The sequence below is a fragment of the Metallococcus carri genome, from assembly GCF_011440275.1.
In the GTDB taxonomy this organism is placed as follows: Bacteria; Actinomycetota; Actinomycetes; order Actinomycetales; family Dermatophilaceae; genus Metallococcus; species Metallococcus carri.
In genome coordinates, this window is the sequence record NZ_JAAOIV010000001.1 from 437984 (window position 1) to 459910 (window position 21927).

The following is a 21927-nucleotide window of genomic DNA, read 5'->3' on the forward strand; positions in this document are numbered from 1 at the left end:
GCTGGGGCACGGACGCCGACAGCCACGGCAATTGCGGTCCGCAGATGGAGGCACCACACCTGCGCTGCGGCACGGACGCTGACGGGCGTAGCCACCCGGGTCCGCAACCTGGTGCAGCTGTTCGCCGGGCGGGCAGTGCTCAGCCGGTCGCGGCGTCGGCGACGGTCGGGCGGTCGAGCACCGGTGCGAGCGTCAGCGCCTCGTTCACCGGCATACCCCGGGGTCCGGTGCCGGAGACGGCCAGACCGGCCCACACCGGGCCGCGCTTGACGCTCAGCCACACCGAGGCCACACCCCGCAGCGACACCGTCGTCGCGCGATCACCGGGGACCGTCACAGGGCGGGTCGTTGTGCGGCCGGAGGCGTCCACGGTGTGCAACAACACCGCGCCGCCACGCCCGGGCGCCGCGAGCACCACCGACGCAGGCACCTCCGCCGGCACCGGCCCGCCCGCGAGCGCGGTGATCTGCTCGCCGGCCACCGACCAGCCGAAGTCGGCCCGACCGGATCGCGCGGTCGTCGTCTGCACCGCGGCCACGACCGGCACGTCCGCGGTGACCTCAGCGACGTAGCTGCCCTGGGGGACATCCTTGAGCTCGATCTGCCCGGCAGCCCCGGCCGCGACGGTGCGCACCTCGTCGGCCACGACATTGCCGTCGGTGTCCATGACCCGCACCCGTGCGATGGCGTCTTCGGCTCCGGGCACCGCGATGCGCACGGTTGTCGGGCCGTCCCCGGCAGCGATCGCCGGGATCACCTGCGAGGTCGCCGGCGGTGCGGTCGGAGCGGTCATGGCTTCGCCCGAGGTGGTCTCGCCGGTCATCCACAGGTCGGCCACCGCGACCGCCACCGTGCCGCCGGTGGCGTTCACGTGCACCATCGCCCCGGCGAGGTCGGGGCCGAAGGCGCCGAAGGTCAGCACGGTGCGGCCGGCCGGCGCCACCACGACACCGTCGGCGCTCTTGTCGGCAGCCACGCCCTTGGCGCCGACCACCGAGGCACTGACCGTCACCGGGTTGGCCCCGGGGTTGGTGAGCACGAGCCGGGCGACCCGGCCGTCCTGAGCACCACCGATCGGCAGCCAGGCGTCGTCGGTGGTCGCAGTGCACGCCGCGAGAGTGAGGCCGCGGGCCCGATCGGTGTCGTCGATCGCGGATTGCACGGCGGCGAAACCCACCGCGTGTCCACCCGACGCCGTCAGCCCCAGCCCGCCCCCACCGCTCAGCGATCCGCGCGAGACCTTGCCCCGTGGTTGGGAGGTGAGCGAGCCACCAGCGGTTGACGGCAACCGCGCCGCCGTCACCGATCCGGCCGAATCCGCTCGGGGCACAACGGCTTTCGGAGCCAACGCGGTCGACACCTCGACGGTCTGGCGGTCGTTCTCGCTGCCCTCGGCACCCGGGCGGTCGGGGCCCGGACACACCACCTGTCGGGTGATCGACGTCGTCGCTGCCTGCGCGGCGGGCCGGGCCGGGTCGGCCAGGTCGAACGAACCGGTCCAGCCGGTCGCGCCGAGCACCAGCACGCCCGCGGCGGCTGCTCCCCCGGTTGCGCGGAGCACGGATCCGAAGCTCACCACTGGCTCCGTCGCGAGCGCCGGTTGCCCAGCGGTATGGCGAAGAACACCACCAGGGCCAGCGCGATCCCCTGCGCCCACCGCACCCGTGGGTGCGCGGCCTGCGGGGTGATCTCGAGCGTTCCCGGGCCGGCACCCAGCAGATAGGTCGGGAAGGGTTGACCCGGCACGGCGGTGAGCGTGCGCCCGGCATACCGCACCTGATTCGCGCCCGCCCAGCCCGCGCCCTCGGACACCACGAGCCGGCGACCGGGCGCCCCGGCGGGCAGCTGGGTGCGGGTGCGAGCGTGCTGCACGCTCGAGGGCACCTCGCGGGTGGGCACACCACCGACGCTGATGGTCAGCCGGCTGCTGGCGACCGAGGTGCGGCCGTCGGGGCTGGCCAGGGGCGAGACGCGCCAGAGTCCGGTGGTGCCGGATGTGGGCACCAGTCCGGCGGTCGCGTCGAGGGTGCGTCGCAGCGGGGCGGTGGCCGACGGCGGCCCTTCGAGCACGACATAGCCGACGGCGAGCGCGTGCAGTCGGGCCGGGGCACCGGTGGTGCCCTGGCCGGACAGGATCGTCGAGACCAGGCTGGTGAGCGCTGGGTGCACCGCCGAGAGCGGTTCGCCGATGTCGGTGCCCGGCAGCCCGGTCTCCCGGCCCTGCAGGCGATAGGTGATCGCGCCGTCGGAGCCGGCGCGGAGGATGAGCGCGCGGACCGCTCCCGGCGTGCGCGCCTGCTCGGCCGCCACCGCCGGCATCGTCGCGGGTGCTGCGTGCAGCGGCGACAGCGACGACCCGGCCGCGAAGACGGCGCCGGTGACCGCCGCGAGCCCGGCGAGCGAGACCACCACCGGGACGACGGTGCGCTGCCAGCCGGTGCGCACCCGCACGCCGCGCAACCCCAGCAAGGCGCAGCCGAGCAGGGCGAGCGCCCACCCGTCGAGCGGCAGTCCGGTCCACACGGTGCGGCCGGGCACGACCGTCACGCGGGGCGCGAGCAGGGCGGCGGCGAGCGAGATCAGGCCGAAGACGATCAGGCCGAGGTGAGCACGCGGGGTGCCGCCGCGCAGCAGGCCGAGCACCGCGACGAGGAGCACCGGCGCGGACACCAGCACGAGATAGGACCCGGGGCCGCCAGGGTGCAGCAGCGCCAGCTGCCAGGGTGCGACCGGCGCTCCGGAGCCGGCGGTCAGCACACCGGGGCCGGAGAAGATCCGGTGCCAGTCGTCGGTCAGCCACAGCGTGCTCACCCCGAGCAGCAGCCACGGCACGACGAGCAGGATCAGCGCACGCAGCCGGGCCCAGCCCGGGCCGGCGCCGAGCACCAGCAGGGCCGGCACCAATGCGAGCAGGAGCATCGCTGGCGCGAAAGCACCGAGCAATCCCGCGGCCAGCGTCGTGCCGAAGGTCACCGAGGCGGTCGCTCGCCGGCTCGCGATACCGAAGCCGCCCGCGACGACCAGCGGCAGCAGGATATGGGCGATCACCGGGCCGAGCCGGCCCTGCGCGATGCCGGTCGTGAGGGTCGGCAGGCTCGCCCACGCCAGCGCCGCGACGGCGCGCGGCCAGCGAGCCGCGGTCGCGATCCGGCCGGCGCGATAGGCGGTCCAGCCCGACAGCGGCATCGCCAGCACGAGCAGCCAGGCCACCGCGGTCGCGCCCGAGGTGTCCGCCCGCAGACCGGGGATCTGTTCGATCAGCCAGGCGAACGGCATCAGCGCGATCAGCGACTCGGCCGGACGCCCGAGGCCGCCGAGGCCCGGGCCGCTCCAGGTGTCGCGCCAGGAGTGATACATCGCCTGTGCGGTGGTCGCGAAGGGGCGCAGCTCGCCACCCCCGAGACCCTGCGCGCGCCCTTGCACCGCGCCGCCGCCGAGCAGGTCACGCCACCGCCAGCCGGCCGCGACGACCAGCGCGAGCACCGCCCACAGCCCGGGATTGGTGATCAATCCGGCGCGCCGCGGTGGCCGAAGCTCCTCGACCTCCTCGCTCACCGGCCCGGGCTCGACATCCTCACCGGCAGGGTCATCGCCGTCACGATCAGGGGTGACGGCGTCATGGATCGCGTCGTATGCCGACCGCACCGCACCTTCCCAGGGCACGAACACCGCCCCGAGGTGGCGGCGGCGGGCGGTGGCCCGGCCGACGAACCGGAACCGGGCACCGGCGATGCGACCGAGGTCGAAGGGCGCGAAGGCCTGGGCGAACTCGGCGCCGGCCCGGCGCGGCCGTTTAGCGAGCAGCAGCAACAGCCCGGACGCGATGCCGCAGACGAAGATCCAGGCGGCCATGAACGGCATACCGAGCAGGGAACTGCGCGCGAGCGCGACCTGACGGTGCCGGCGCAGGGTGCGGGCACTGCGCGGGCGCGGCAGGTCGGCGTCGCGGGCAGCCGGATCGGCAGGGTCGGCGAGGTCCTGGCGCACCCGGGCGCCCGGCACGACCACCACTTGGTGGCCGGTGAGATGGGCGCGCCAGCAGATGTCGACGCCGTCGCCGTCACCGTCGAAGGCCGGGTCGAAACCACCGAGCACGGCGTAGACATCGCGGCGGATCAGCATGCCGGCGCTGCTCACCGCGAGGACATCGGTGCGCTGGTCGTACTGACCCTGGTCGCGCTCGCCGGCGGTGCGCGCGCCGACATGCCGGCCGGTGCGGGTGAGCTCGAGGCCGACGTTGAGCAGTCGTTTGGGATCGGCGAAGGACACGACCTTGCAGCCGGCGATGCCGATCCGGGAGCTGGGTTCGACCACCGTGACCAGGCGAGCGAGTGCTTCGCGGTCGGGGGCGCTGTCCTCGTGCAGCAGCCACAGCCATTCGTAACGGTCGCGCTGCCGGACCGGGCGCTTGTGCGCGCGCTCGCGCGTGCGCCGGGGCACCACGACATCCTCACCGGGGCCCGGGAGCGCCTCGACGGCGATATCGACGAGGTCGGCGAAGGGGGATCCGGCGGGCACCGTGACGACCGAGACGTGCGGGAAATGCGCGCGGATGTCGTCATGCTCATCGAGGTAGCCGTGCATCAACCGCTGCTCGGTGGCGTCGATGATGACGAGCCGGTCAGGACGGCGGGTCTGCGCGATCAGCTGGGAGAAGGTGGTCGACAACCAGCGGTCACGGCCGTGTTGGACGACGAGCAGGGCCGTGACGGCAAAACGGGTGGCAGTGCCCTCGGGCATCTCGAGGCTGCCGGCGCGGACGGCCGCTCCGTCCGTCGCTACAGGGCTCAGACGGCCCTCTTTTTCAACTTACGGCGCTCACGCTCGGACAGGCCGCCCCAGATCCCGAAGCGTTCGTCGTTGGCAAGGGCGTATTCCAGGCACTCGGCCTGGACCTCGCACCCGACGCAGACCTTCTTGGCCTCGCGGGTCGAGCCACCCTTCTCCGGGAAGAACGCTTCTGGGTCGGTCTGCGCGCACAAGGCGCGCTCCTGCCAACCAAGAGCACCGTCGTCGTCCTCGTCGTGCACTGCGAGTAGCTGGAACTCCTGCACGTTTCCTCCTGACAGCGGTCGTCGACGTCACTAATTACATGCGTGTTATTACCGTTTCGTCAAGCTGTCTTTCCCTGTGCGGCAGGCCGATCGGCGTGTCGCGGGGTCGCGATGCCAGACTTGCCAGCCATGCGGATCACTGCTCTGGCCGGTGGCGTCGGCGGCGCCCGCTTCCTGCGCGGTCTGCGCGCTCACCTCGACTCCCTCGACGGCGGACCCCACGAGCTGACGGTGATCGCCAACACCGGTGACGACATCACCCTGTCCGGGCTGCGGGTCTGCCCGGACGTCGACACCCTGCTCTACACCCTCGGCGGCGGTGCGAACGAAGCCCAGGGCTGGGGGCGCGCCGAGGAGACCTTCACGGTGCAGGGAGAGCTCACGGCATACGGCGTCGGTCCGGACTGGTTCGGCTTGGGAGACAAGGACTTTGGCACCCACATCGCCCGCAACTACTGGCGCGGCCAGGGCCTGAGCTACAGCCAGATCATCGAGCGGCTCGCCGCGCGCTGGGGCCTGCCGGAGCAGCATGTGCGGCTGCTGCCGATGACCGACGAACCGGTCGAGACCCATGTCATCGTCGACCGGGACGGCGAGCAGGAGGCGATCCACTTCCAGCATTGGTGGGTCAAGGAGCGCGCCGCGATCCCGGCGCAGCGGTTCGTGGTCGCCGGGCTGGACCGCGCGAATCCCGCCCCGGGCGTGCTCGAGGCGATCCGCACCGCCGACCTGATCGTGCTGCCGCCGAGCAATCCGGTCGTGTCGATCGGCATCGTGCTGCTCGTGCCGGGCGTGCGCGACGCGCTGCGCGGCACCACGGCGCCGGTCGTCGGCGTCAGCCCGATCGTGGGCGGCGGTCCGGTGCGCGGGCACGCCGACGCCTGCCTGGCCGCGCTCGACGTCGAGGTCTCACCCCAGGGAGTCGCCTCGCTGTATGCCGACTTCCTCGACGGCTGGCTGGTCGCTCCCGGCGAAGGCGCGACCGCTGAAGGCGCGACCGCGGAAGGCGCGGGCGGCTACCCGCGCGACCTCGTCGTGCAGGAGGCGCCGCTGCTGATGTCCTCCCCCGAGGCCGCGACCGCGATGGCGGCGGCCACCCTGCGCCTCGCCGAGGCGGTCCGCCGGTGATCACCCTGCTGCCGGTGCCGGGCCTGCCCGAGATCGGTGCGGGTGACGACCTCGGCGCGCTCGTCGCGGACGCGATCGAGGTGCGTGACGGTGACATCGTCGTGGTGACCTCCAAGGTGGTCTCCAAGGCACTCGGCCTGCGTGCCGACAGCACCGAGAGCACCGACCGGCCCGCGCTTGCGCTGCGCGAATCCCGCCGCGTCGTCGCCGAACGGATGACCTCCACCGGTGGTGTCACCCGCGTGGTCGAGGCGCTCGCCGGGCCGGTGATGGCCGGTGCCGGCATCGACGCCTCCAACGCCGACGACGATCACCTGCTGCTGCTCCCCCACGACCCCGACGCCGCCGCCCAGGAGGTGCTGGACTCGCTGCGCGCCGCGACCGGCGTGGGCGGGCTCGCGGTGATCCTCAGTGACACCGCGGGCCGGCCGTGGCGGGCCGGTCTGGTCGATTTCGCCCTCGGCACCGCGGGGCTGCGCGCGCTGGACGACCTGCGCGGGCACGCCGACGCCGCCGGCCGCGATCTGGCGGTCACGGTCCGCAACCTCGCCGACGAACTCGCCGCCGCGGCCGACCTGGTCAAGGGCAAGCTCGACCGCGTCCCGGTCGCCATCGTCCGAGGTATGCCGGACCTGGTCGCCGAGGTGCCCGCCGTCGACCTGGTGCGTTCGGGGCCGGAGGACTGGTTCGCGCTCGGGCGCGCCGAGGCCGTCCGCGACGCGCTGGGGGTGCCGGCCGGGTCGCAGCTGTCGCAGGACGTCGGCATCGAATCGGTGCACCCGGAGACCATCGCCGACCGCGCCGCCCGAGCCCTCCGCGTCGCCTCTTCCGCCGAGCGGGCACCTAGCGCCGCCCGAGCGGGCACTACGCGCCGCGCGAGCTCGATCACCGCGCGAGGCGAGGCGGTCGTCATACGGCTGGAGGACGCCGATCCGGTGCGGCTCGGGCACACCTGGGCCCGGGTCGAGGTCGCGCTCGCCGGCGAGCGGCTGGGCGCCGACGCCACTCGCGACGGCACCACGGTCGAGATCGTCGTGCGGCCCACCCGCCGTTAGTCTGGCGCCATGCCCGAGATCGTCGCGCCGAACCCGCCTGCCCTGATCCGCGACCAGGAGTTCGTTCCGGTCGTGCTGGGTGGCGACCGGCTGGGGTACAGCCTGGCCCGGTCCTTCCACATGGCCTACGGCTATCGCACGCTGGTCGTCTCGCGGATGGTCGCCGGGCCGATCGCGCACAGCGACCTGATCGTGCACCAGCCGATCGAGTCGCTCGAGGATCCGCAGGTGCTGGTGCGCACCTTGCGCGAGCTGGCGCCGCGGGTCGGCTCGGCCAAGCGACTGCTGCTGGCGACGACCGATCATGTCGTGAGCGTGCTCGCGCGAGTCAAGGACCAGCTCGAGGATCTCTACCTCATCCCCTACGCCGACGCCGAGCTCATCGACACGATGACCCGCAAGGAGAATTTCGCGAAGTTCTGCGCCGAGCTCAACATCCCCCACCCCGCCACGGTGGTCTATGACGTTGCGGGACAACAGGATTCGGGAGCACTCGACCACCTCACCTATCCGGTGATCGCCAAACCGTCCAACGCCGAGGCGTGGGCCGGGGTGTCCTTCGAGGGCAAGCGCAAGGTGCACACCGCGGCCTCGCGGACAGAGCTGGACGACCTGCTCGGGCGGCTGCGCGCGGCCGGCTACACCGACAAGATGATCCTGCAGGACGTCATCCCCGGCGACGATCAGAACATGCGCATCCTCACCTGCTATGTCGCCCGCGACGGCAAGGTGCACTTCGCCTCCTACGGCCGGGTGCTGCTCGAGGAGCACTCCCCCGACACCGTCGGTTTCCCCGCCGCGATCCTCACCGAACGCGACGACGCCGCCATCGCCCAGGCCACCCGGCTGCTGGAGCAGATCGGCTGGCGTGGCTACGCCAACTTCGACATGAAGTTCGACCCGCGCACCGGCGAGACCGTCTTTTTCGAGCTCAACCCCCGCCTCGGCGGCACGAGCTTCTACATCACCGCGGCCGGCCACAATGTCGTGCGCTGGTATGTCGATGAGTACGTCCGCGGCGAGGACCTCAGTGCGCGCCCGCCGGTGATCGCCGAGGACCAGCATGTCTTCACCGCCGTGCCGGTCAAGTGGCTGCAGCGCTATATCACCGACCCCGACACCGCGGCGACGGTCAAGCGGCTGATCCGCGAGCGCAAGGTCACCAACCCGTGGTTCTACTCCGCCGAGCGCAACCCGCGCCGCTGGGCGTGGATCGTCGCCAACCAGGCCAACTACATCCGCAAGTACCGTCGCTATTACCCCGAGCCCAAGGCGCTGGTATGACGTCCGCTCCGCTCACCGTGGCGGCCGACCCCGCCTGGCCGGGGCCGACGGTCGGTGTCATCGGCGGCAACGGGCCGGCGGCGACGGCGCTCTACCTCAAGCTGCTGGTCGACCGCACCCCGGCGAAGCGCGATCAGGACCACCTGGACCTCATCGTGCTCGACCACGCCAGCCAGCCCGATCGCACCGCCCGGATCCTGTCCGACGATGCCCCGGATCCCGGGCCGGTGCTCGCCCGTGATGCCGCCCGGCTGGAGGCGTATGGCGCGGCGTTCATCACCATCCCGTGCAACACGGCATACCACTTCTTGCCCCAAATCTCTTCTGCGACAACGCTTCCCATCATCTCCATCGTCGAGGAGACCGCCAAGGCCGCGATCGCCCGCGGGCCGCGGGTGGGTCTGCTCGCCACCGACGGCACCCGTGCGGCTGGCGTTTATCAGAAGGTGCTGGACGCTCTCGGCGCGCAGATCGTGCTGCCGTCCGAGGAGGACCAGCGGCTGGTGATGTCGGTGATCTACGACGGGGTCAAGGCCGGCGGGCCGGTCGACGTCGAGGGGCTCGAGGCGGTCATCGGCCGGCTCAGCGCCGGCAGCGACGTCGTCGCGCTGGGGTGCACCGAACTGTCGATCGTTTATGACGAGCAGGGCTGGCGGGGCCGACCGGAGCTCGTCGACTCGGTCGAATCGCTCGTGCTCGCCACGATCCGCCAGGCCGGCCGCACCCCCCGCTGAACGCCCGCGCGCCAACCCCGACTCACCACCGGCACAAAACGCCCAACTGGGCGATCCGCGCGCCAATCCCGACTCACCACCGGCACAAAACGCCCAACTGGGCGATCCGCGCGCCACGCTGTCAACCGATCCGGACGGTGAGCTCGATGATGTCGCCCAGGGCGTAACCCTCGGCGCGCTGGACGGCGACCTTGACCGGCACCAGATAGCCGCCGTGGCGGGGAAAGATCGAGGTGGTCCAGGTCGTTCGCCCGCTGACGCATTCGGCGGGGATGCAGCCCCAGCCGTAGGTCACGTCCCGGGCGATATCGGCGACCGCCGCAGCGAGGTCATCGGGCAACGGCACGAACAGATAGGGCGCCGGCCCGCGCCACTCGATGATTTCCCCCTCGAAGCTGAACTCCACCAACGCATTCGACCACCGACCCGCCCCGGCAAGCAACGCCCGCAGGCAGCGTGAGGCGAGCACACCGGCATACACTCGGTGCACGAATCCGCAACCGGCGCAAGGGGTTTGCGACCATGAAGGCCATCGTCGTCACGGCATTGCTGCTGCTCGCCGCCTGCGGCCAGGCGCCCGCGACGGGCGGGAACGGGACAACCGAGAGCACGACGAGCGGCACCTCCAGCGACGCCGACCGGCGCTTCCCGCTCACCGTGCACCGCTCGGGCGGCATTGCCGGTTTCGCCGACGATGTCACCATCGCCGCCGACGGCACGGTCACCGGCAGCACTCGCGCGGGCACGGTCGACTGCCGGCTGGACCAGACCTTGATGGACCCCCTGCGTGCTCACGCACCGGCCGCCGCCTCGAGCGGGCCGTCGTTGTCCGGAGCCGACCGTATGCCGGTCTGGGTCGAGAATGCGTTCGGCCGCACCGACCTGGGTGAGGCGGCGGACGCTGAGGGACTCTCCGGCGCCGTCTCGGCGATCCTCAGCGAACTCAATCAACCCGCGGAGCAGCGGCGCCACTGTCGGTGACGCCGCTGCTCAGGCGGGCTAGACCGGATCGGTCAGGCGCTGCAGGTGGCCGTGCCCTTGGGCACCGAGATCGCGTTGAACGCGTTCTCGACGGCGACGCACTGGGTGCTGCCGACGCCGTAGAGCTCCTTGGCCGAGGTGATTGCACCTTCCCGAGCATCGAGATAGGTCGAGTTCGACGTCAGCTTGGTCGACAGCGTCCGGAACCAGACCTTCTCGGCGACCGAGCGACCGGCACCGGTGACCGCCGCACCATTGCAGGTGGGGCTGTTGTAGTTGACCCCGTTGATGGTCTTGGCGCCCGAACCCTCCGAGGCCAGGTAGAACCAGTGGTTCAACGGACCGGAGCTGTAGTGCGGGTTGGCCGACGCGACCGCCGGGCTCCAGCAGTCGTAGGACCGGCCGTCCTTGGACGGCTTGTCCATGTAACGCAGCGGGGTGCCATTGCCGTTGAGGTTGATCTCCTCACCGATCAGGTAGTCCGGCACATCATTGGGGTTGTTGGCGTACCACTCGACCGCGGTGCCGAAGATGTCCGAGGTCGCCTCGTTCAGGCCACCCGGGTCACCGGAGTAGACCAGCCCGGCGGTGTTCTCGGTGACACCATGGCTCATCTCGTGGCCGGCCACATCCAGCTCCACCAACGGGTTGGCGTTGTTCGCGCCGTCGCCATAGGTCATCTGAGTGCCGTCCCAGAAGGCATTGGCATAGTTGTTGCCGTAGTGCACCCGCGACGGGGCGCCCTTGCCCGTGCCCCAGATGCCGGCCCGGCCCTGCACCTTGTCGTAGTAGTCGTAGGTCGTCTCCGCGCCGTACTGGGCGTCGACACCTGCCGACGCGCGGTCGCTGTTGGTGCCATTGCCCCACACGTCGTCGGGGTCGGTGAGGATGGTGCCCTTGCCACCGGTGCGGTTCTGCATGTCGGCGACCGAGTTGCTGCGCGCGTCGACCATCTTGTAGGCGCCCGCCGAGCCGGAGGTGCCGATGGTCACCTGGCCGACGTAGATGCCCTTGCCGGTGCCGTCGGCGATCTGCTCGTTGCTCGCGAGCACGGCGCCGCTGGCGGCGTCGACATAGGTGAGCAGGCGCGAGGGAGTCTGGTCCGCCTTGACGCCGGTGGTGACCACCTCATAGGCGAGGCGGGGCTGACCGCTGCCGGCGTAGACCACCAGGGTGCCGCTCACCGCGGACACCGACGCCGCCTTCGAGGCACCGCGACCCTTGGCGAGGGCCGTGGACTTGGCCAGCTTGGGGGTCGTCGAGGCGACCGCCACCTTGCCGGTGCCATTCTTCTTGGCCTGCCGCACGGTGCCATTCGGCGCGGTGGTGACGATCAGGTCGCCGCCGATGACGCGCAGGCCACGGAAGGTGCGGTTGTAGTGCGTATACCGCGTGCCGTCGCGGTCGACATACACGTTCATGGGCTGCAACGCCTCGTCGCCGGACAGGTTCAGCTGGCGAGCGATGGCGTCTGCGCTGCTGGTCGCGGCGCTCATGGCCCGCACCTGCGCGGCGCCCGTGGTGGGCGCTGCGGCATCGGCGGACGGGGACAGCGAGGCCGCGGTGGCGACCATGCCGGCGGCGAGGACGCCGAAACCGGCGGCTCGTGACATTCGGTTCACGGGGTTTCTCCCTCTGAGCAATCGACCCGGGACGCTCCCGGTTCGCACCGTCGCCGGACGGGGGCCGTCGACGGTGTGGACTGACTCTGCCCCTCCGACGAGGGTTATGGGGCCAACCTGGGAACTTCCTGACCGAAGCCAGACAGGACTTTTACCTTCCGCACCCGACCGGGCCGCCACCCGCCGAGCCCGCGAAGGGCCGGCCGGGTGACGGCCCGGTCCGCAGCCAGTGACCGATCAGCTGACGGCGACGTCGTCGATGACGAAGCTCGTCTGCAGGCTGGAGTCCTCGGTCGCGGCGAACTTGAGCGTCACCGAGCTGCCGGCATACGACGACAGACTCACCGACTGCTGCACCCACGTGGACTTGGGTGTGCTGAGGTTCGAATACGACTTCACCGTGGTGCCGTTGAGCGACACCGTCGCCGTGTCATAGGCCGAGCTCGTCGAGGTTTCGGCGGTGTCGATCCGCACCCACCAGGTCAGCGTGCCGCCGGTCGCGGGCACGGTGAAGGTCTGCGATTCGGATTCATTGGCGGTGGCGCCGTTGCCGCCGAGCCACAGCTTCCAGCTGCCACTGTGCGCCGGGCGGCCGGTGTCATTGGTGATCGGGCCGGACGTGCCGGTCCAGCCGGTCTGGCCGCTCTCGAAGCCGCCGTTGGTCAGCGAGCTGCCGCTGGGCGGCGGGGTGCCGCCACCGCTGCAGGCCGCCGTGCCGGCCGGCACCGAGATCGCATCGAAGGCGTTCTGCACCGCGAGGCACTGGGTGCTGCTCGCGCCGAAGAGCTCGATCGCGGAGTTGATCGCGCCCTCGCGCGCGTCCTTGTAGGTGGAGTTCGAGGTGAGCTTGGTGGCGAGGGTGCGGTACCAGACCTTCTCGATGTCCCGGCGGCCGGCGCCGGTCATCGACTTGCCGTTGCAGGTCGGGCTGTTGTAGCTCACGCCGTTGATCGTCTTGGCACCCGAGCCCTCCGAGGCGAGGTAGAACCAGTGGTTCAGCGGACCGGAGCTGTAGTGCGGGTTGGCGCTGCCGACCGAGGAACTCCAGCAGTCGTATGACGCTCCGTCCTTGGACGGCTTGTCCATATAGCGCAACGGGGTCCCATTGCCGTTGAGGTTGAGCTCCTCACCGATGAGATAGTCCGGCACGTCGTTGGGGTTGTTGGCATACCACTCGACCGCGGTGCCGAAGATGTCCGAGGTCGCCTCGTTCAGGCCGCCCGGGTCGCCGGAGTAGACCAGCCCGGCGGTGTTCTCGGTGACGCCGTGGCTCATCTCGTGGCCGGCCACGTCGAGTTCGACCAGCGGGTTGGCGTTGTTCGCGCCGTCGCCATAGGTCATCTGGGTGCCGTCCCAGAAGGCGTTGGCGTAGTTGTTGCCGTAGTGCACCCGGCTGCGGGCGCCGGTGCCGTTGTTCCAGATGCCGGCCCGGCCCTGCACCGAGTTGTAGTAGCTGTAGGTCTGCTCGGCGCCGTAGTGCGCGTCCACGCCGGCCGAGGCGCGGTCGCTGTTGGTGCCATTGCCCCACACGTCGTCAGCGTCGGTGAAGGTGGTGCCGGTGCCGGAGGTGGCGCCCTTGAGGTCGGTGGTGTAGTTGCCCTGTGCGTCCTTCATCGTGTAGGCGCCAGCCGAGCCCGAGGTGCCGATGCTCACCTGGCCGACGAAGATGCCCTTGCCGGTCCCGGCCTTGACCTGCTCGTCGGAGGCCAGCACCGCACCGGTGCGCGCGTCGACATAGGTGAGCAACCGCGAGGGGGTCTGGTTGGCCTGCACGCCGGTCGTCTGCACCTCATAGGCCAGCCGCGGCTGACCCGCACCGGCGTAGATCACCAGCGTGCCGCCGACGGAGCTCACGGTCTTGGCCTTGGACACGCTGCGGCCCTTGGCGAGCGCGGTGGCCTTGGCCAGGGTGGGCGTGGTCGAGGTGACGGCCACCTTGCCGGTGCCATTCTTGGTGACCTTCCGGACCGTGCCATTCGGCGCGGTGGCGACGATCAGGTCGCCGCCGACGACGCGCAGGCCGCGGAAGGTGCGGTTGTAGTGCGTGAAGCGCGAGCCGTCGCGATCGGCATACACGCTCTTGGCCTGCAGCGCCTCGTCCGCGGACAGGTTCAGCTGGCGGGCCACGCTGTCGGTGCTCGCCGAGGCGGCACTGGTGCCGCCGGCGGCATCGGCGGTCGGTGCGAATGACGCGGCCGAGGCGACCATGGCGGCGGCCAGCATGCCGAAGGCGGCACCACGAGATAGTCGGTTCACGGTTTCTCCCTCAAGGGACGGGACCCAGGTGATTCCCGGGTCTTCGCGGACGGTCGGGCACGGGGTGGGCCCGGCAGCCCGCGCCGAGCCTTGGCCCAGCACCGGGTCGCCCACAAGGGAGAAAACCGAATCCTTACCGTTCGCCGACGCAGTTCTTACTCAATGCAGGGCGATTGCTGACCAAGCGTGGGTTCAGCGCACGGGCAGGTGGCCGGGCAGGGTGATCCGCGGGCCGCGACGGGGCCGGTGCAGCCCACCGGCGCTCACCAGGAATTGCACCCGGAAGCGGTGGCCGGCATAGGGCTCGAGCAGCCGCGCCATCTCGACGTCGTCGACGGGCGCTCCGGTGAGCGCCCAGCCGATGTCCTTGGCGACGTGGTAGTCCCCGAAACTCACCGCGTCAGCGTCACCGAGAGCGCGCTGCGCGGTTTCGGCGGCGGTCCACAGCCCGACCCCGGGCACCGAGCGCAGCCGCGCCCAGGCCTGCTCGCGGGGCAGATCGACCGCGCGTTCGAGCGCGGCGGCGGCGTCGACGGCGCGCATGATGGTGCGCGACCGGGCCGGGTCCACCCCGGCCCGCAACCACTCCCAGGACGGGATGCGCTTCCAGTCTGCCGCGCTCGGCGGGGTCATCAGTCCACGGTCGGCGCCCGGGCCGGGTGCCGGGGCGCCGAACCGGCGCACCAGCTGGCGATAGGCGCCGAAGGCCTGCACGCCCGTCACCCGCTGCTCGATGATCGCCGGGACGAGGGAATCGATCACCAGGCGCGATCGGCATACCCGCCAGTGGGTATGCCGGCGTGCGGGCTCGCGCAGCACGTCGTGCCGGATCGTGAAGCCGGTGGGGTCGTCGCTGCCGCCGAGCAGCTCGGGCAGACCGGCGAGCAGCCAGGCGGCACCGGCGCCCCACGCCCGGGCGCGGACGCCGTCGCGGTGCTCGCGCAGGTTGAGGGTGCCCGCGCCGTCGGGGGTGACGCAGGCCCGCCAGACGCCGTCGTCGTCGGCGCGCCAGGTGGGGTCACCGCCACCGTGGCGCAGGGCGCCGAGGATCAGCCGGATCGGCACCGGCCGGCCCGGCGACCAGGTCGTCTCCAGCGGGTCGGTCACCGGCGCCGGAAGGTGAGCAGGGCCAGGCCGTAGGACGCGTCGGCGCGGTGCGCGGAGCGGTGGCGGGCACCGTCGCGGATGTCGAGGTCACCGACCACGCTGAGGCCTTGTTCGCCGGCGCGGGCGATGATCGAGCGCAGGTCGGCGAGCCCGACGCCGCCCTCATCGGCGGGGCCGAGGCGCATCGTCACCGACAGCAGTCCGCCCCGGCGCAGCGCCCAAGAGGCCCGGGTGAGGTCTTCGTCGACGGTCTCGGGCTGGGTCGAGTGCGGATGCAGCCGGGCGACCATGTCGACGCCGGCGCGCGGCACCTGCTCGCCGACCACGTCGGGGCGCATCACGTCGAAATGCACCGGCGCAAAGCCAGCCTGCTCGGCCCACCGACTGAAGGTCGACCGCGGACCGGCGGTGTCGACCACGACCGAGCGGCGACCACCGTCGTCGACCACGCGCAGCAGGGCGGCGAGCCCGCCGAGCGCGGCCCAGGCTCCGGTGTCGTCGACGGTGCGGGCCAGGCCGAGCGAACGGGCCATCCGCCGCGCGCGTCGCGCCACCGCGCCATCGGTCAACAGGTCGGTCAGCCGCACACCGCTCAAGTCGGCGGCGCGCAGCGGCGTGGGTTGGTCGGCACGCGGCATCCGGGCTGCGGTATCACGAGCCGCCTGACGTGCCCGGTCGACGATGCGTTGCACAGCCGGCGTGCCGCTGAGGCGGCTCGCCGAGGAGACCTTGCCCTTCACGACACCGACTCTAACCGTCCGTCCTGACGGACCCGGGTTGCTTGCGGCAGATGGCGGGCAAGCAGCGCGCGCTGATCGCGCCCCAAGGCGTCCTCGAGGTGCTCGAGCCCGGGGATCACCAGGCGGGTGGCCGGCCGGTCGAAGATCGCGGCGAGGTTGAGCAGCGCCGTGCTGGTGGAGCCGGCGACCTGGGCCGCGGTGACCACCCGGGGGTCGAGCTCCGCGGGCAGCGGACTGGTCACGAGCGGCAGCCCGGCATACATCGTGGTGTCCTCGGTGGGGTGGGGTCGCACGACCAGCCGCATCCCCTCGCGCCGGGCGTGGGCGGCAACCGCGTCGATGTGCGCGCGGTAGTCGGGTTCGGTGATCACGCCGAGCCGCACCCAGGGCTGGGTGAGCAGCACGAGGTCCCCGCTCGGGGTGCGGTCCACGTCGGCCGTATGCCGGTGGAACTCGCGCGCGATCTCCTCCCGCACCGCCCACTGCTGCTCCTTGACGTAGAGCGCGAAGCGTTCGCCGGTGAGCAGTCGGCTGGCTGAAGCGACTGCGGCCGCGCGGACGGTGCGTTGGGGTTCGCCCGCGCCCTCACGGGCGAGGGCGGCCCGGCGGGTGCGCCAGTCGCCATACGTCCCGAGACCCTCGTCGGTGACGACCACGCGGACGCGACGACGAATCTCCTTGCGGTGCAACGCGATCCACGGCTTGATGCCGGGTGCGCCGACGGACAGATAGGTGAGATCCCCGGTCGGCCAGGCGGCCGCGCGCGGCTCGAACCGCAGCTCGACGTGGTCGGGCAACAACGCTCGGATGTCGTCTTCGGACACCGCGGTGCGGGCGAGATCGTCGCCGACGGTCAGGGTCACGCTCTGCTGCGACCGCAGCCAGGCGGCGAGGTGGACCAGGTGGGTGCGGCTGCGGATCCCGGTGGTGAGGACCTGCATCTACAGCACCGGCGGCCGGCCGAGGCGGGTGAGTTCGGCGACCGTGCGCCAGCTGATCGGCCGGCGCGGGCCCGCCGGCTGGCGCAGTCCGTCCCTGAAGCCGTTGAACCACACCTTGAGATCCTGCGGGTTGCGGCGGCCCCGCAGCACGGTGATGGCCGCCCAGTCGGCGAGATAGATCGGCACCAGCGGCGCCGGCAGATTGCGGCGCGCGACCCAGACCCGGTTGCGCGCGGTGTAGGCGAGATAGCGCGGGTGGCGGTTGTCGGGCGTCGCCGGGTGGTTGACGACGATGCTCGGCACGTACTGGATCAGCCAGCCCGCGTCGATCAGCCGCCAGGCCAGGTCGATGCCCTCGTGACCGAAGAAGAAGTCGTCCGGCCAGCCGCCTACCTGCTCGAAGGCGATCCGCCGCGACAGGTGAATGCCCTCAAGGAACCAGGTCGCCGGGCCGGCTTTGCCGCCGTTCTTGACGTTGAGCCGCGGGATCCAGCGACGCGGCGTGGGTTTGCCGGTGGGGTCTTGCCCGCGCGGGCCGATCACCGCGTTGCGCGGATCCTGGTCCATCTCGGCGACCATCCGCGCCAGCGTGTCGGTGCGCGGGAGGGTGGCGTCGTCGTCGTAGAAGAACAGGTAGTCGCCGCGCGCTTCCTTCGCGCCGACATTGCGTCCACCCGGTATGCCGAGGTTGGTCGGCTGGTAGACCGTGCGCACCCAGTCGGGCAGGCCGGTGGGCTGCCAGCCATTGCCGACGACCACGATGTCGAGTTCGACGCCTTGCTGGGCGTGCACGGAGTTCAACGCCGTGGCCAGCACATCGAGGCGTTCGCCCATCGACAGCACCACCACCCCGACGGTGGGCTTGGGCTGTGCGGTGGGCCCTGGCTGGGCGGTCTGCTTCGGCTGGGCGGTTTGCTTCGGCTGGGTGGTCTGCTTCGGCTGGGCGGTTTGCTCCGGCTGGGCGGTTTGCTCCGGCTGGGCGGTCGCGCTCGGCCGGGCGGTTGGCGCCTGCTCGGGTGCGGGAGCCTGCTCGGAAGACGGCTTGCTGTCGGTCACGCCCCACATCCTCCCCGAAACGCCATCACTCCGGCGCGTCGCGGTCAACCGTTGACGCCGACGCGCCGGTGCGACGCGATTCCCCGGCGCGTCGCAGTCACCCATTGACGCCGACGCGCCGGTGCGGCGCGATTCCCCGGCGCGTCGCGACCACCCATTGACGCCGACGCGCCGAAATGCGGCAATTCCTCGGCGCGTCGCGGTCAACCGTTGACGATGACGCGCCGGGGTGGGGGCCTAAGGTCGAGGATCGTGGAGACGCTTCGCCGGGCCGTGCGCGCCGTGATCCTGGACGAGGCCGACCGCATCCTGTTGGTGCAGTTCCGCTGGCCCGGCATGCCCTATCCAGGAGGGCTCTGGGCCTGCCCGGGCGGCGGCATCGAACCAGGTGAGAGCACCGAGGACGCGTTGCGCCGGGAGCTGCTGGAAGAAGTCGGCCTCGACGAACCGCCGGTCGCGGCGCTCCTGTGGCGCAAGACCTCGCGGTGGGACCTCGGGCTCGCCGAGACCCGGTATGACGGACAGGTGGACGACTACTTCCTGATCCGCGTGCCCCACTTCGAGCCTCGCCCCGCCATGACACCGGAGGAGCTGCGCGCCGAGAACGTCCACGGCATGCGCTGGTGGACCCGCGGTGAAATCTCTTCCGGCACAGACGTTTTCGGCCCGCGGGCGCTAGCCGACCTGCTCGGTGGCGTGATCGCGAACGGAGCACCCGCCATACCGATCGAGATCGAGGGGTTCTGAGGTGGCACTCACGCGGTGGGAGCAGACCGACCACAGCGGCTACGGCCGCACGTTCGGCGAACTGGTGGCGGCGGGCGAGGACGTCGAGGGCGAGGCGCGGCTCGCCGACGCGATGATCGCGCGCGGGTCGCGGGTGCTCGACGCGGGCTGCGGCATGGGCCGGGTCGGTGCGGCGCTGCAACGCCGAGGGCACGACGTGCTCGGCGTTGACCTCGATGAGCAGCTGCTGGATCAGGCGCGCAACACCTATCCCGAGCTGGTCACGATGCTCGCGCGGTTGGACGATCTGACGCCCGAATCGCTTGCGGCACAAGGACATTCGACGACATACGACCTGGTCGTGTGCGTCGGCAATGTGATGATCCTGCTCGCACCCGACACCGAACGCGACGTGCTCGCCCGCTTGCGCGACCTGCTCGCCGACGACGGCCGCATGCTCGTCGGCTTCCACACCACGGGCAAACCGGCGAGTTCGCGCACCTACTCCGCCGACGAGTTCGCCGCCGACGCCGAAGCCGTCGGGCTGGTCGTGGAGCAGCGTTTCGGCAGCTACGACCTCCTGCCGTATGACGGTTCAGGAGACTATGTCGTGCACCTGCTAAAGCACGCGAATTCGCCTGAGCCGCAACGCAATTCGTGGGGCCTGCCGACGCGCTCCGCACCAGCGGACTGATCGGTCAGTCGGCGCGAACGCCGAAGCACAGCTGAATGCCGTCAAACTCGACATGGCGTAGCACGACGCGCTCGGCGATGGCTGCCGGCACCTCGAGCGAGGGCCAGTGCAACCACGACAGCACCGGCAGGTCGAGCACCTTGGCCGCCGCCTCACACGCTGTCCACCGCGGCCAGACCACTGCGGGATCGTCCGAACGCGCACATCGGGCGAGGCGGGGTGACACCCGCTGGCTCGCCAGCTCCGCGTCGACCGCGAGGGTCAGACCGTCCGGGTTGGGCGGGGCCCACGCGACACCCCGACCGTCGCCGAGATAGGTGCGCACCGAATCCGGGTGGGTGTCACCGTTCACGCCCGGCCCGATGGTGAGCCAGCGCGGGTCGGCATACGAGGCGAGATAGGCCTCGAGATCGCTTCGCACCTGACCAGCATGCCGACCCGGGTCGAGGCCCTCGTCACCGGGTGACCGCGACGCGCCGGGCTGACGCACTCCGTCGGCGCGTCCGCGTCAACCAGCGACCGCGACACGCCCGGGTGACGCACTCCGTCGGCGCGTCCGCGTCAACCAGCGACCGCGACGCGCCGAGGTGAAGTCTCGCGCTAAATCGAGCCGCCGCCGTCGACGACGATGACCTGGCCGTTCATGTTCGTGTCGTCGAAGAGCAGGCCGCGCACGATCGGCGCGATATTCGCCGGCGTGACGAGCCGGCCGGACGGCGTGCGCCGGCTGATCGTCGACAGCTGCTCGGTGCCGAGCACCGAGCTCATCTCCGAGGCGAAGAAGCCCGGCGCCACCGAGTTGACCAGGAAGCGCCCGTGCATCTCGCGGGCCAGCGTGCGGGTCGCCGAGTCCAGGCCGCCCTTGGTCGCCGAATAGGCCACCAGACCCGAATAGCCCCGCTGCGCGCAGATCGAGGTGACATTGACGATCCGGCCGCGGCCGACCTTCGACATCGCGTGCCGGATGAACTGGCGGGTCAGCACCAGCGGCGCGGTGAGATTGGTCTGGATGATCTGGGCGATGCGGTCCGGCGAGGTGTGCAGGTGCATCGAGTCCTGGCCGATCGCGGCGTTGTTGACCAGCGAGTCGATCGGGCCGAGCGCGTCGGCCGCAGCCTTGATGAAGGCCTTGCCGCCGGCCTCGTCGTTGATGTCGAGGGAGTCGGCATACAGCCGCTCGGGGTGCTCGGAGCGCAACTGCTCGATCTCCGGGGTCAGCGATCGCGAGAAGGTCGCGACCTTGGCACCTTGCGCGAGGGTGTCGCGGACGATCTGCAGGCCGAGGCCCTTGGTGCCGCCGGTGATGAGCACGCAGGACGCGGCGGGGATGACGGTGGGCTCAGACATCGCTCTTCAGCGTCTCCTTCATCGGGATCTCGTCACGCACGCGGATCCGCCGCGGCACGGAGTAGTCGGGCAGCCGCTCGGCACACCAGGCCTGCAGTTCGGCATCGGTCGCAGTCGCTCCGGGAGCCAGAACCACTTCCGCCGCAACGACATTCCCGACCAGCGGCGCGCGGCGGCCCTTGACCGAGGCCCACGCCACGGCCGGGTGCGCGAGCAGCACGGCACGCACCTTCGACGCGGACGCCTTCGACCCGCCGACGTTGATCTCGTCCGAGGCGATCCGCCCGGTGATCAGCACGCGGTCGTCCACGATCTCGGCCCGGTCGCCGGTGCGGATGTCGCCGTCCATGCCCCGGGCGGCCTTGTCGGAGCGGATGACGAGTTCACCGTCGACAACGCTCAGCACGGGGCGTCCGGCCGTATGCCGATCCAGCCAGTTCGCGGGGAAACCCGCCCGGCCGTCGTGGACGGCGATCGCGGCGCCGGCCTCGGACGAGGCGTAGATCCACGAGATGCGCGCCTGCGGGAAGGCCTCGCGCAGTTGGTCCAGCACGCCCTGATCGACGGGTTCGCCGCCGAGGGTGACCTGCTCGAAGGGGATCTGGGCGAGCACGTCGCCGGAGCGGAAGAGCGCCTGCCGCCAGAAGGTCGGCGTGCCGGACGCGGCGGTGACCCCCGCCGCGAGCGCTCGCTCGGGCCAGCTGTCGAGCTCGCCCGGCTCGACAAAGAGCACGTCCTGGCCGGGCAGCTGCAGCGACATCGTGACGACCTGCCACCACGCGTAAGCGCCTGTGGCATAAGGACATAGCCACATCCGCGGGGGTTGCGGCGAGCTGATCGTGGTGAGCGACTCAAGCGTGTGCGCCACCTGCTTCGGGCGTCCGGTCGAGCCGCTGGTCAGCAGCCAGATGCGACCCGCGTCGGCCGGCCGTTCGGTGGTCGCCGGAGTGATGCCGTCGGCGCGCACCAGCGCGAGCCCGTCCGCGCGGAACTGCTCTGCCTGCTCGGCGTCGACCCGCCCTGCCGACGCGACGAGGGTCTCGCGCTCGGGTTGCGTCGCGTGCGCCCACACCGCGCGCGCCGCGTCCAGATGGGAGTCCACGAGGTATGCCGACGCCGCGGGCCAGTCCTCGAGCGCCAGCCCGGACCACGGGCCGTCATACCTCGAGGTGACGATCCGGTTGGCCGCGCCGGCCGGCATA

At 71.3% G+C, this 21927-nt stretch carries 20 protein-coding genes; 7 read left to right on the forward strand and 13 right to left on the reverse strand.

The window, feature by feature from the left end:
- Nucleotides 1-139: 139 nt before the first annotated feature.
- The 3 genes from G9U51_RS02135 to G9U51_RS02145 are packed head-to-tail and all read right to left on the reverse strand — an operon-like array spanning nucleotide 140 to nucleotide 5054.
- Nucleotides 140-1576, reverse strand: a complete 1437-nt coding sequence (locus G9U51_RS02135; protein ID WP_166192368.1) for a DUF5719 family protein — start codon at nucleotides 1574-1576, stop codon at nucleotides 140-142.
- Nucleotides 1573-4740 carry a glycosyltransferase gene (locus G9U51_RS02140; RefSeq protein ID WP_166192371.1) on the reverse strand — a complete coding sequence of 1056 codons (3168 nt, stop codon included), beginning with the start codon at nucleotides 4738-4740 and terminating at the stop codon, nucleotides 1573-1575. Before G9U51_RS02140 ends, G9U51_RS02135 begins: the two co-directional genes overlap by 4 nt.
- Nucleotides 4741-4787: 47 nt before the next feature.
- On the reverse strand, nucleotides 4788-5054 hold the full coding sequence (locus G9U51_RS02145; RefSeq protein ID WP_166192374.1) for a WhiB family transcriptional regulator: 267 nt from the start codon (nucleotides 5052-5054) through the stop codon (nucleotides 4788-4790).
- A gap of 129 nt (nucleotides 5055-5183) precedes the next feature.
- Between G9U51_RS02145 and cofD the strand changes: the two genes are divergently transcribed.
- Genes cofD through cuyB form a run of 4 tightly spaced genes read left to right on the forward strand, consistent with a single transcriptional unit; the run spans nucleotide 5184 to nucleotide 9255 of the window.
- Nucleotides 5184-6182, forward strand: a complete 999-nt coding sequence (gene cofD / locus G9U51_RS02150; RefSeq protein WP_166192377.1) for a 2-phospho-L-lactate transferase — start codon at nucleotides 5184-5186, stop codon at nucleotides 6180-6182.
- A complete protein-coding gene (cofE, locus tag G9U51_RS02155; RefSeq protein WP_166192380.1) occupies nucleotides 6179-7237 on the forward strand; it encodes a coenzyme F420-0:L-glutamate ligase in 1059 nt (352 codons plus the stop codon). The genes cofD and cofE overlap by 4 nt, the downstream gene beginning before the upstream one ends.
- A gap of 9 nt (nucleotides 7238-7246) precedes the next feature.
- Nucleotides 7247-8521 carry a carboxylate--amine ligase gene (locus G9U51_RS02160; RefSeq protein ID WP_166192382.1) on the forward strand — a complete coding sequence of 425 codons (1275 nt, stop codon included), beginning with the start codon at nucleotides 7247-7249 and terminating at the stop codon, nucleotides 8519-8521.
- On the forward strand, nucleotides 8518-9255 hold the full coding sequence (gene cuyB, locus G9U51_RS02165) for a cysteate racemase (RefSeq protein WP_166192385.1): 738 nt from the start codon (nucleotides 8518-8520) through the stop codon (nucleotides 9253-9255). Before G9U51_RS02160 ends, cuyB begins: the two co-directional genes overlap by 4 nt.
- Before the next feature lie 121 nt (nucleotides 9256-9376).
- Here cuyB and G9U51_RS02170 read toward each other — a convergent pair whose 3' ends face one another.
- Entirely contained in the window at nucleotides 9377-9745 is a 369-nt protein-coding gene (locus G9U51_RS02170; protein WP_328823255.1) for a DUF1905 domain-containing protein, read from the reverse strand.
- Between the two features lie 32 nt (nucleotides 9746-9777).
- Here G9U51_RS02170 and G9U51_RS02175 point away from each other — a divergent pair, with 32 nt between their 5' ends.
- Nucleotides 9778-10236 carry a hypothetical protein gene (locus tag G9U51_RS02175; RefSeq protein ID WP_166192388.1) on the forward strand — a complete coding sequence of 153 codons (459 nt, stop codon included), beginning with the start codon at nucleotides 9778-9780 and terminating at the stop codon, nucleotides 10234-10236.
- A 32-nt stretch (nucleotides 10237-10268) separates the two neighbouring features.
- Here the strand turns inward: G9U51_RS02175 and G9U51_RS02180 are convergent, their stop codons facing one another.
- From G9U51_RS02180 to G9U51_RS02205, 6 genes are all read right to left on the reverse strand, one after another.
- Nucleotides 10269-11849: a M4 family metallopeptidase gene (locus G9U51_RS02180; RefSeq protein ID WP_166192646.1), complete on the reverse strand. Its 1581-nt coding sequence runs from the start codon at nucleotides 11847-11849 to the stop codon at nucleotides 10269-10271.
- 246 nt (nucleotides 11850-12095) lie between these two features.
- Nucleotides 12096-14114: a M4 family metallopeptidase gene (locus G9U51_RS02185; protein WP_328823256.1), complete on the reverse strand. Its 2019-nt coding sequence runs from the start codon at nucleotides 14112-14114 to the stop codon at nucleotides 12096-12098.
- A gap of 192 nt (nucleotides 14115-14306) precedes the next feature.
- Nucleotides 14307-15221 carry a DNA-3-methyladenine glycosylase family protein gene (locus G9U51_RS02190; protein ID WP_328823257.1) on the reverse strand — a complete coding sequence of 305 codons (915 nt, stop codon included), beginning with the start codon at nucleotides 15219-15221 and terminating at the stop codon, nucleotides 14307-14309.
- Entirely contained in the window at nucleotides 15218-15961 is a 744-nt protein-coding gene (locus G9U51_RS02195; RefSeq protein WP_166192390.1) for a hypothetical protein, read from the reverse strand. Before G9U51_RS02195 ends, G9U51_RS02190 begins: the two co-directional genes overlap by 4 nt.
- The gene (locus tag G9U51_RS02200; RefSeq protein WP_166192393.1) at nucleotides 15958-16902 is read right to left on the reverse strand and encodes a hypothetical protein; all 945 of its coding nucleotides are present in this window, start codon (nucleotides 16900-16902) and stop codon (nucleotides 15958-15960) included. Before G9U51_RS02200 ends, G9U51_RS02195 begins: the two co-directional genes overlap by 4 nt.
- Nucleotides 16903-17958, reverse strand: coding sequence for a glycosyltransferase family 2 protein (locus G9U51_RS02205; protein WP_328823258.1), 1056 nt, complete (start codon nucleotides 17956-17958; stop codon nucleotides 16903-16905).
- A 252-nt stretch (nucleotides 17959-18210) separates the two neighbouring features.
- Between G9U51_RS02205 and G9U51_RS02210 the strand changes: the two genes are divergently transcribed.
- Nucleotides 18211-18705, forward strand: coding sequence for an NUDIX hydrolase (locus G9U51_RS02210; RefSeq protein WP_328823259.1), 495 nt, complete (start codon nucleotides 18211-18213; stop codon nucleotides 18703-18705).
- Between the two features lies 1 nt (nucleotide 18706).
- The gene (locus G9U51_RS02215; protein ID WP_328823261.1) at nucleotides 18707-19378 is read left to right on the forward strand and encodes a class I SAM-dependent methyltransferase; all 672 of its coding nucleotides are present in this window, start codon (nucleotides 18707-18709) and stop codon (nucleotides 19376-19378) included.
- A gap of 4 nt (nucleotides 19379-19382) precedes the next feature.
- Here the strand turns inward: G9U51_RS02215 and G9U51_RS02220 are convergent, their stop codons facing one another.
- The 3 genes from G9U51_RS02220 to G9U51_RS02230 all read right to left on the reverse strand — a co-directional run bounded on the left by G9U51_RS02220 (nucleotide 19383) and on the right by G9U51_RS02230 (nucleotide 21926).
- Nucleotides 19383-19799 (reverse strand): hypothetical protein, encoded by a 417-nt coding sequence (locus G9U51_RS02220; protein ID WP_166192398.1) that lies wholly within the window; start codon nucleotides 19797-19799, stop codon nucleotides 19383-19385.
- Nucleotides 19800-19978: 179 nt separating this feature from the next.
- Entirely contained in the window at nucleotides 19979-20725 is a 747-nt protein-coding gene (locus G9U51_RS02225; RefSeq protein ID WP_166192401.1) for an SDR family NAD(P)-dependent oxidoreductase, read from the reverse strand.
- On the reverse strand, nucleotides 20718-21926 hold the full coding sequence (locus tag G9U51_RS02230) for an AMP-binding protein (RefSeq protein ID WP_166192661.1): 1209 nt from the start codon (nucleotides 21924-21926) through the stop codon (nucleotides 20718-20720). Before G9U51_RS02230 ends, G9U51_RS02225 begins: the two co-directional genes overlap by 8 nt.
- Nucleotide 21927 lies beyond the last annotated feature (1 nt).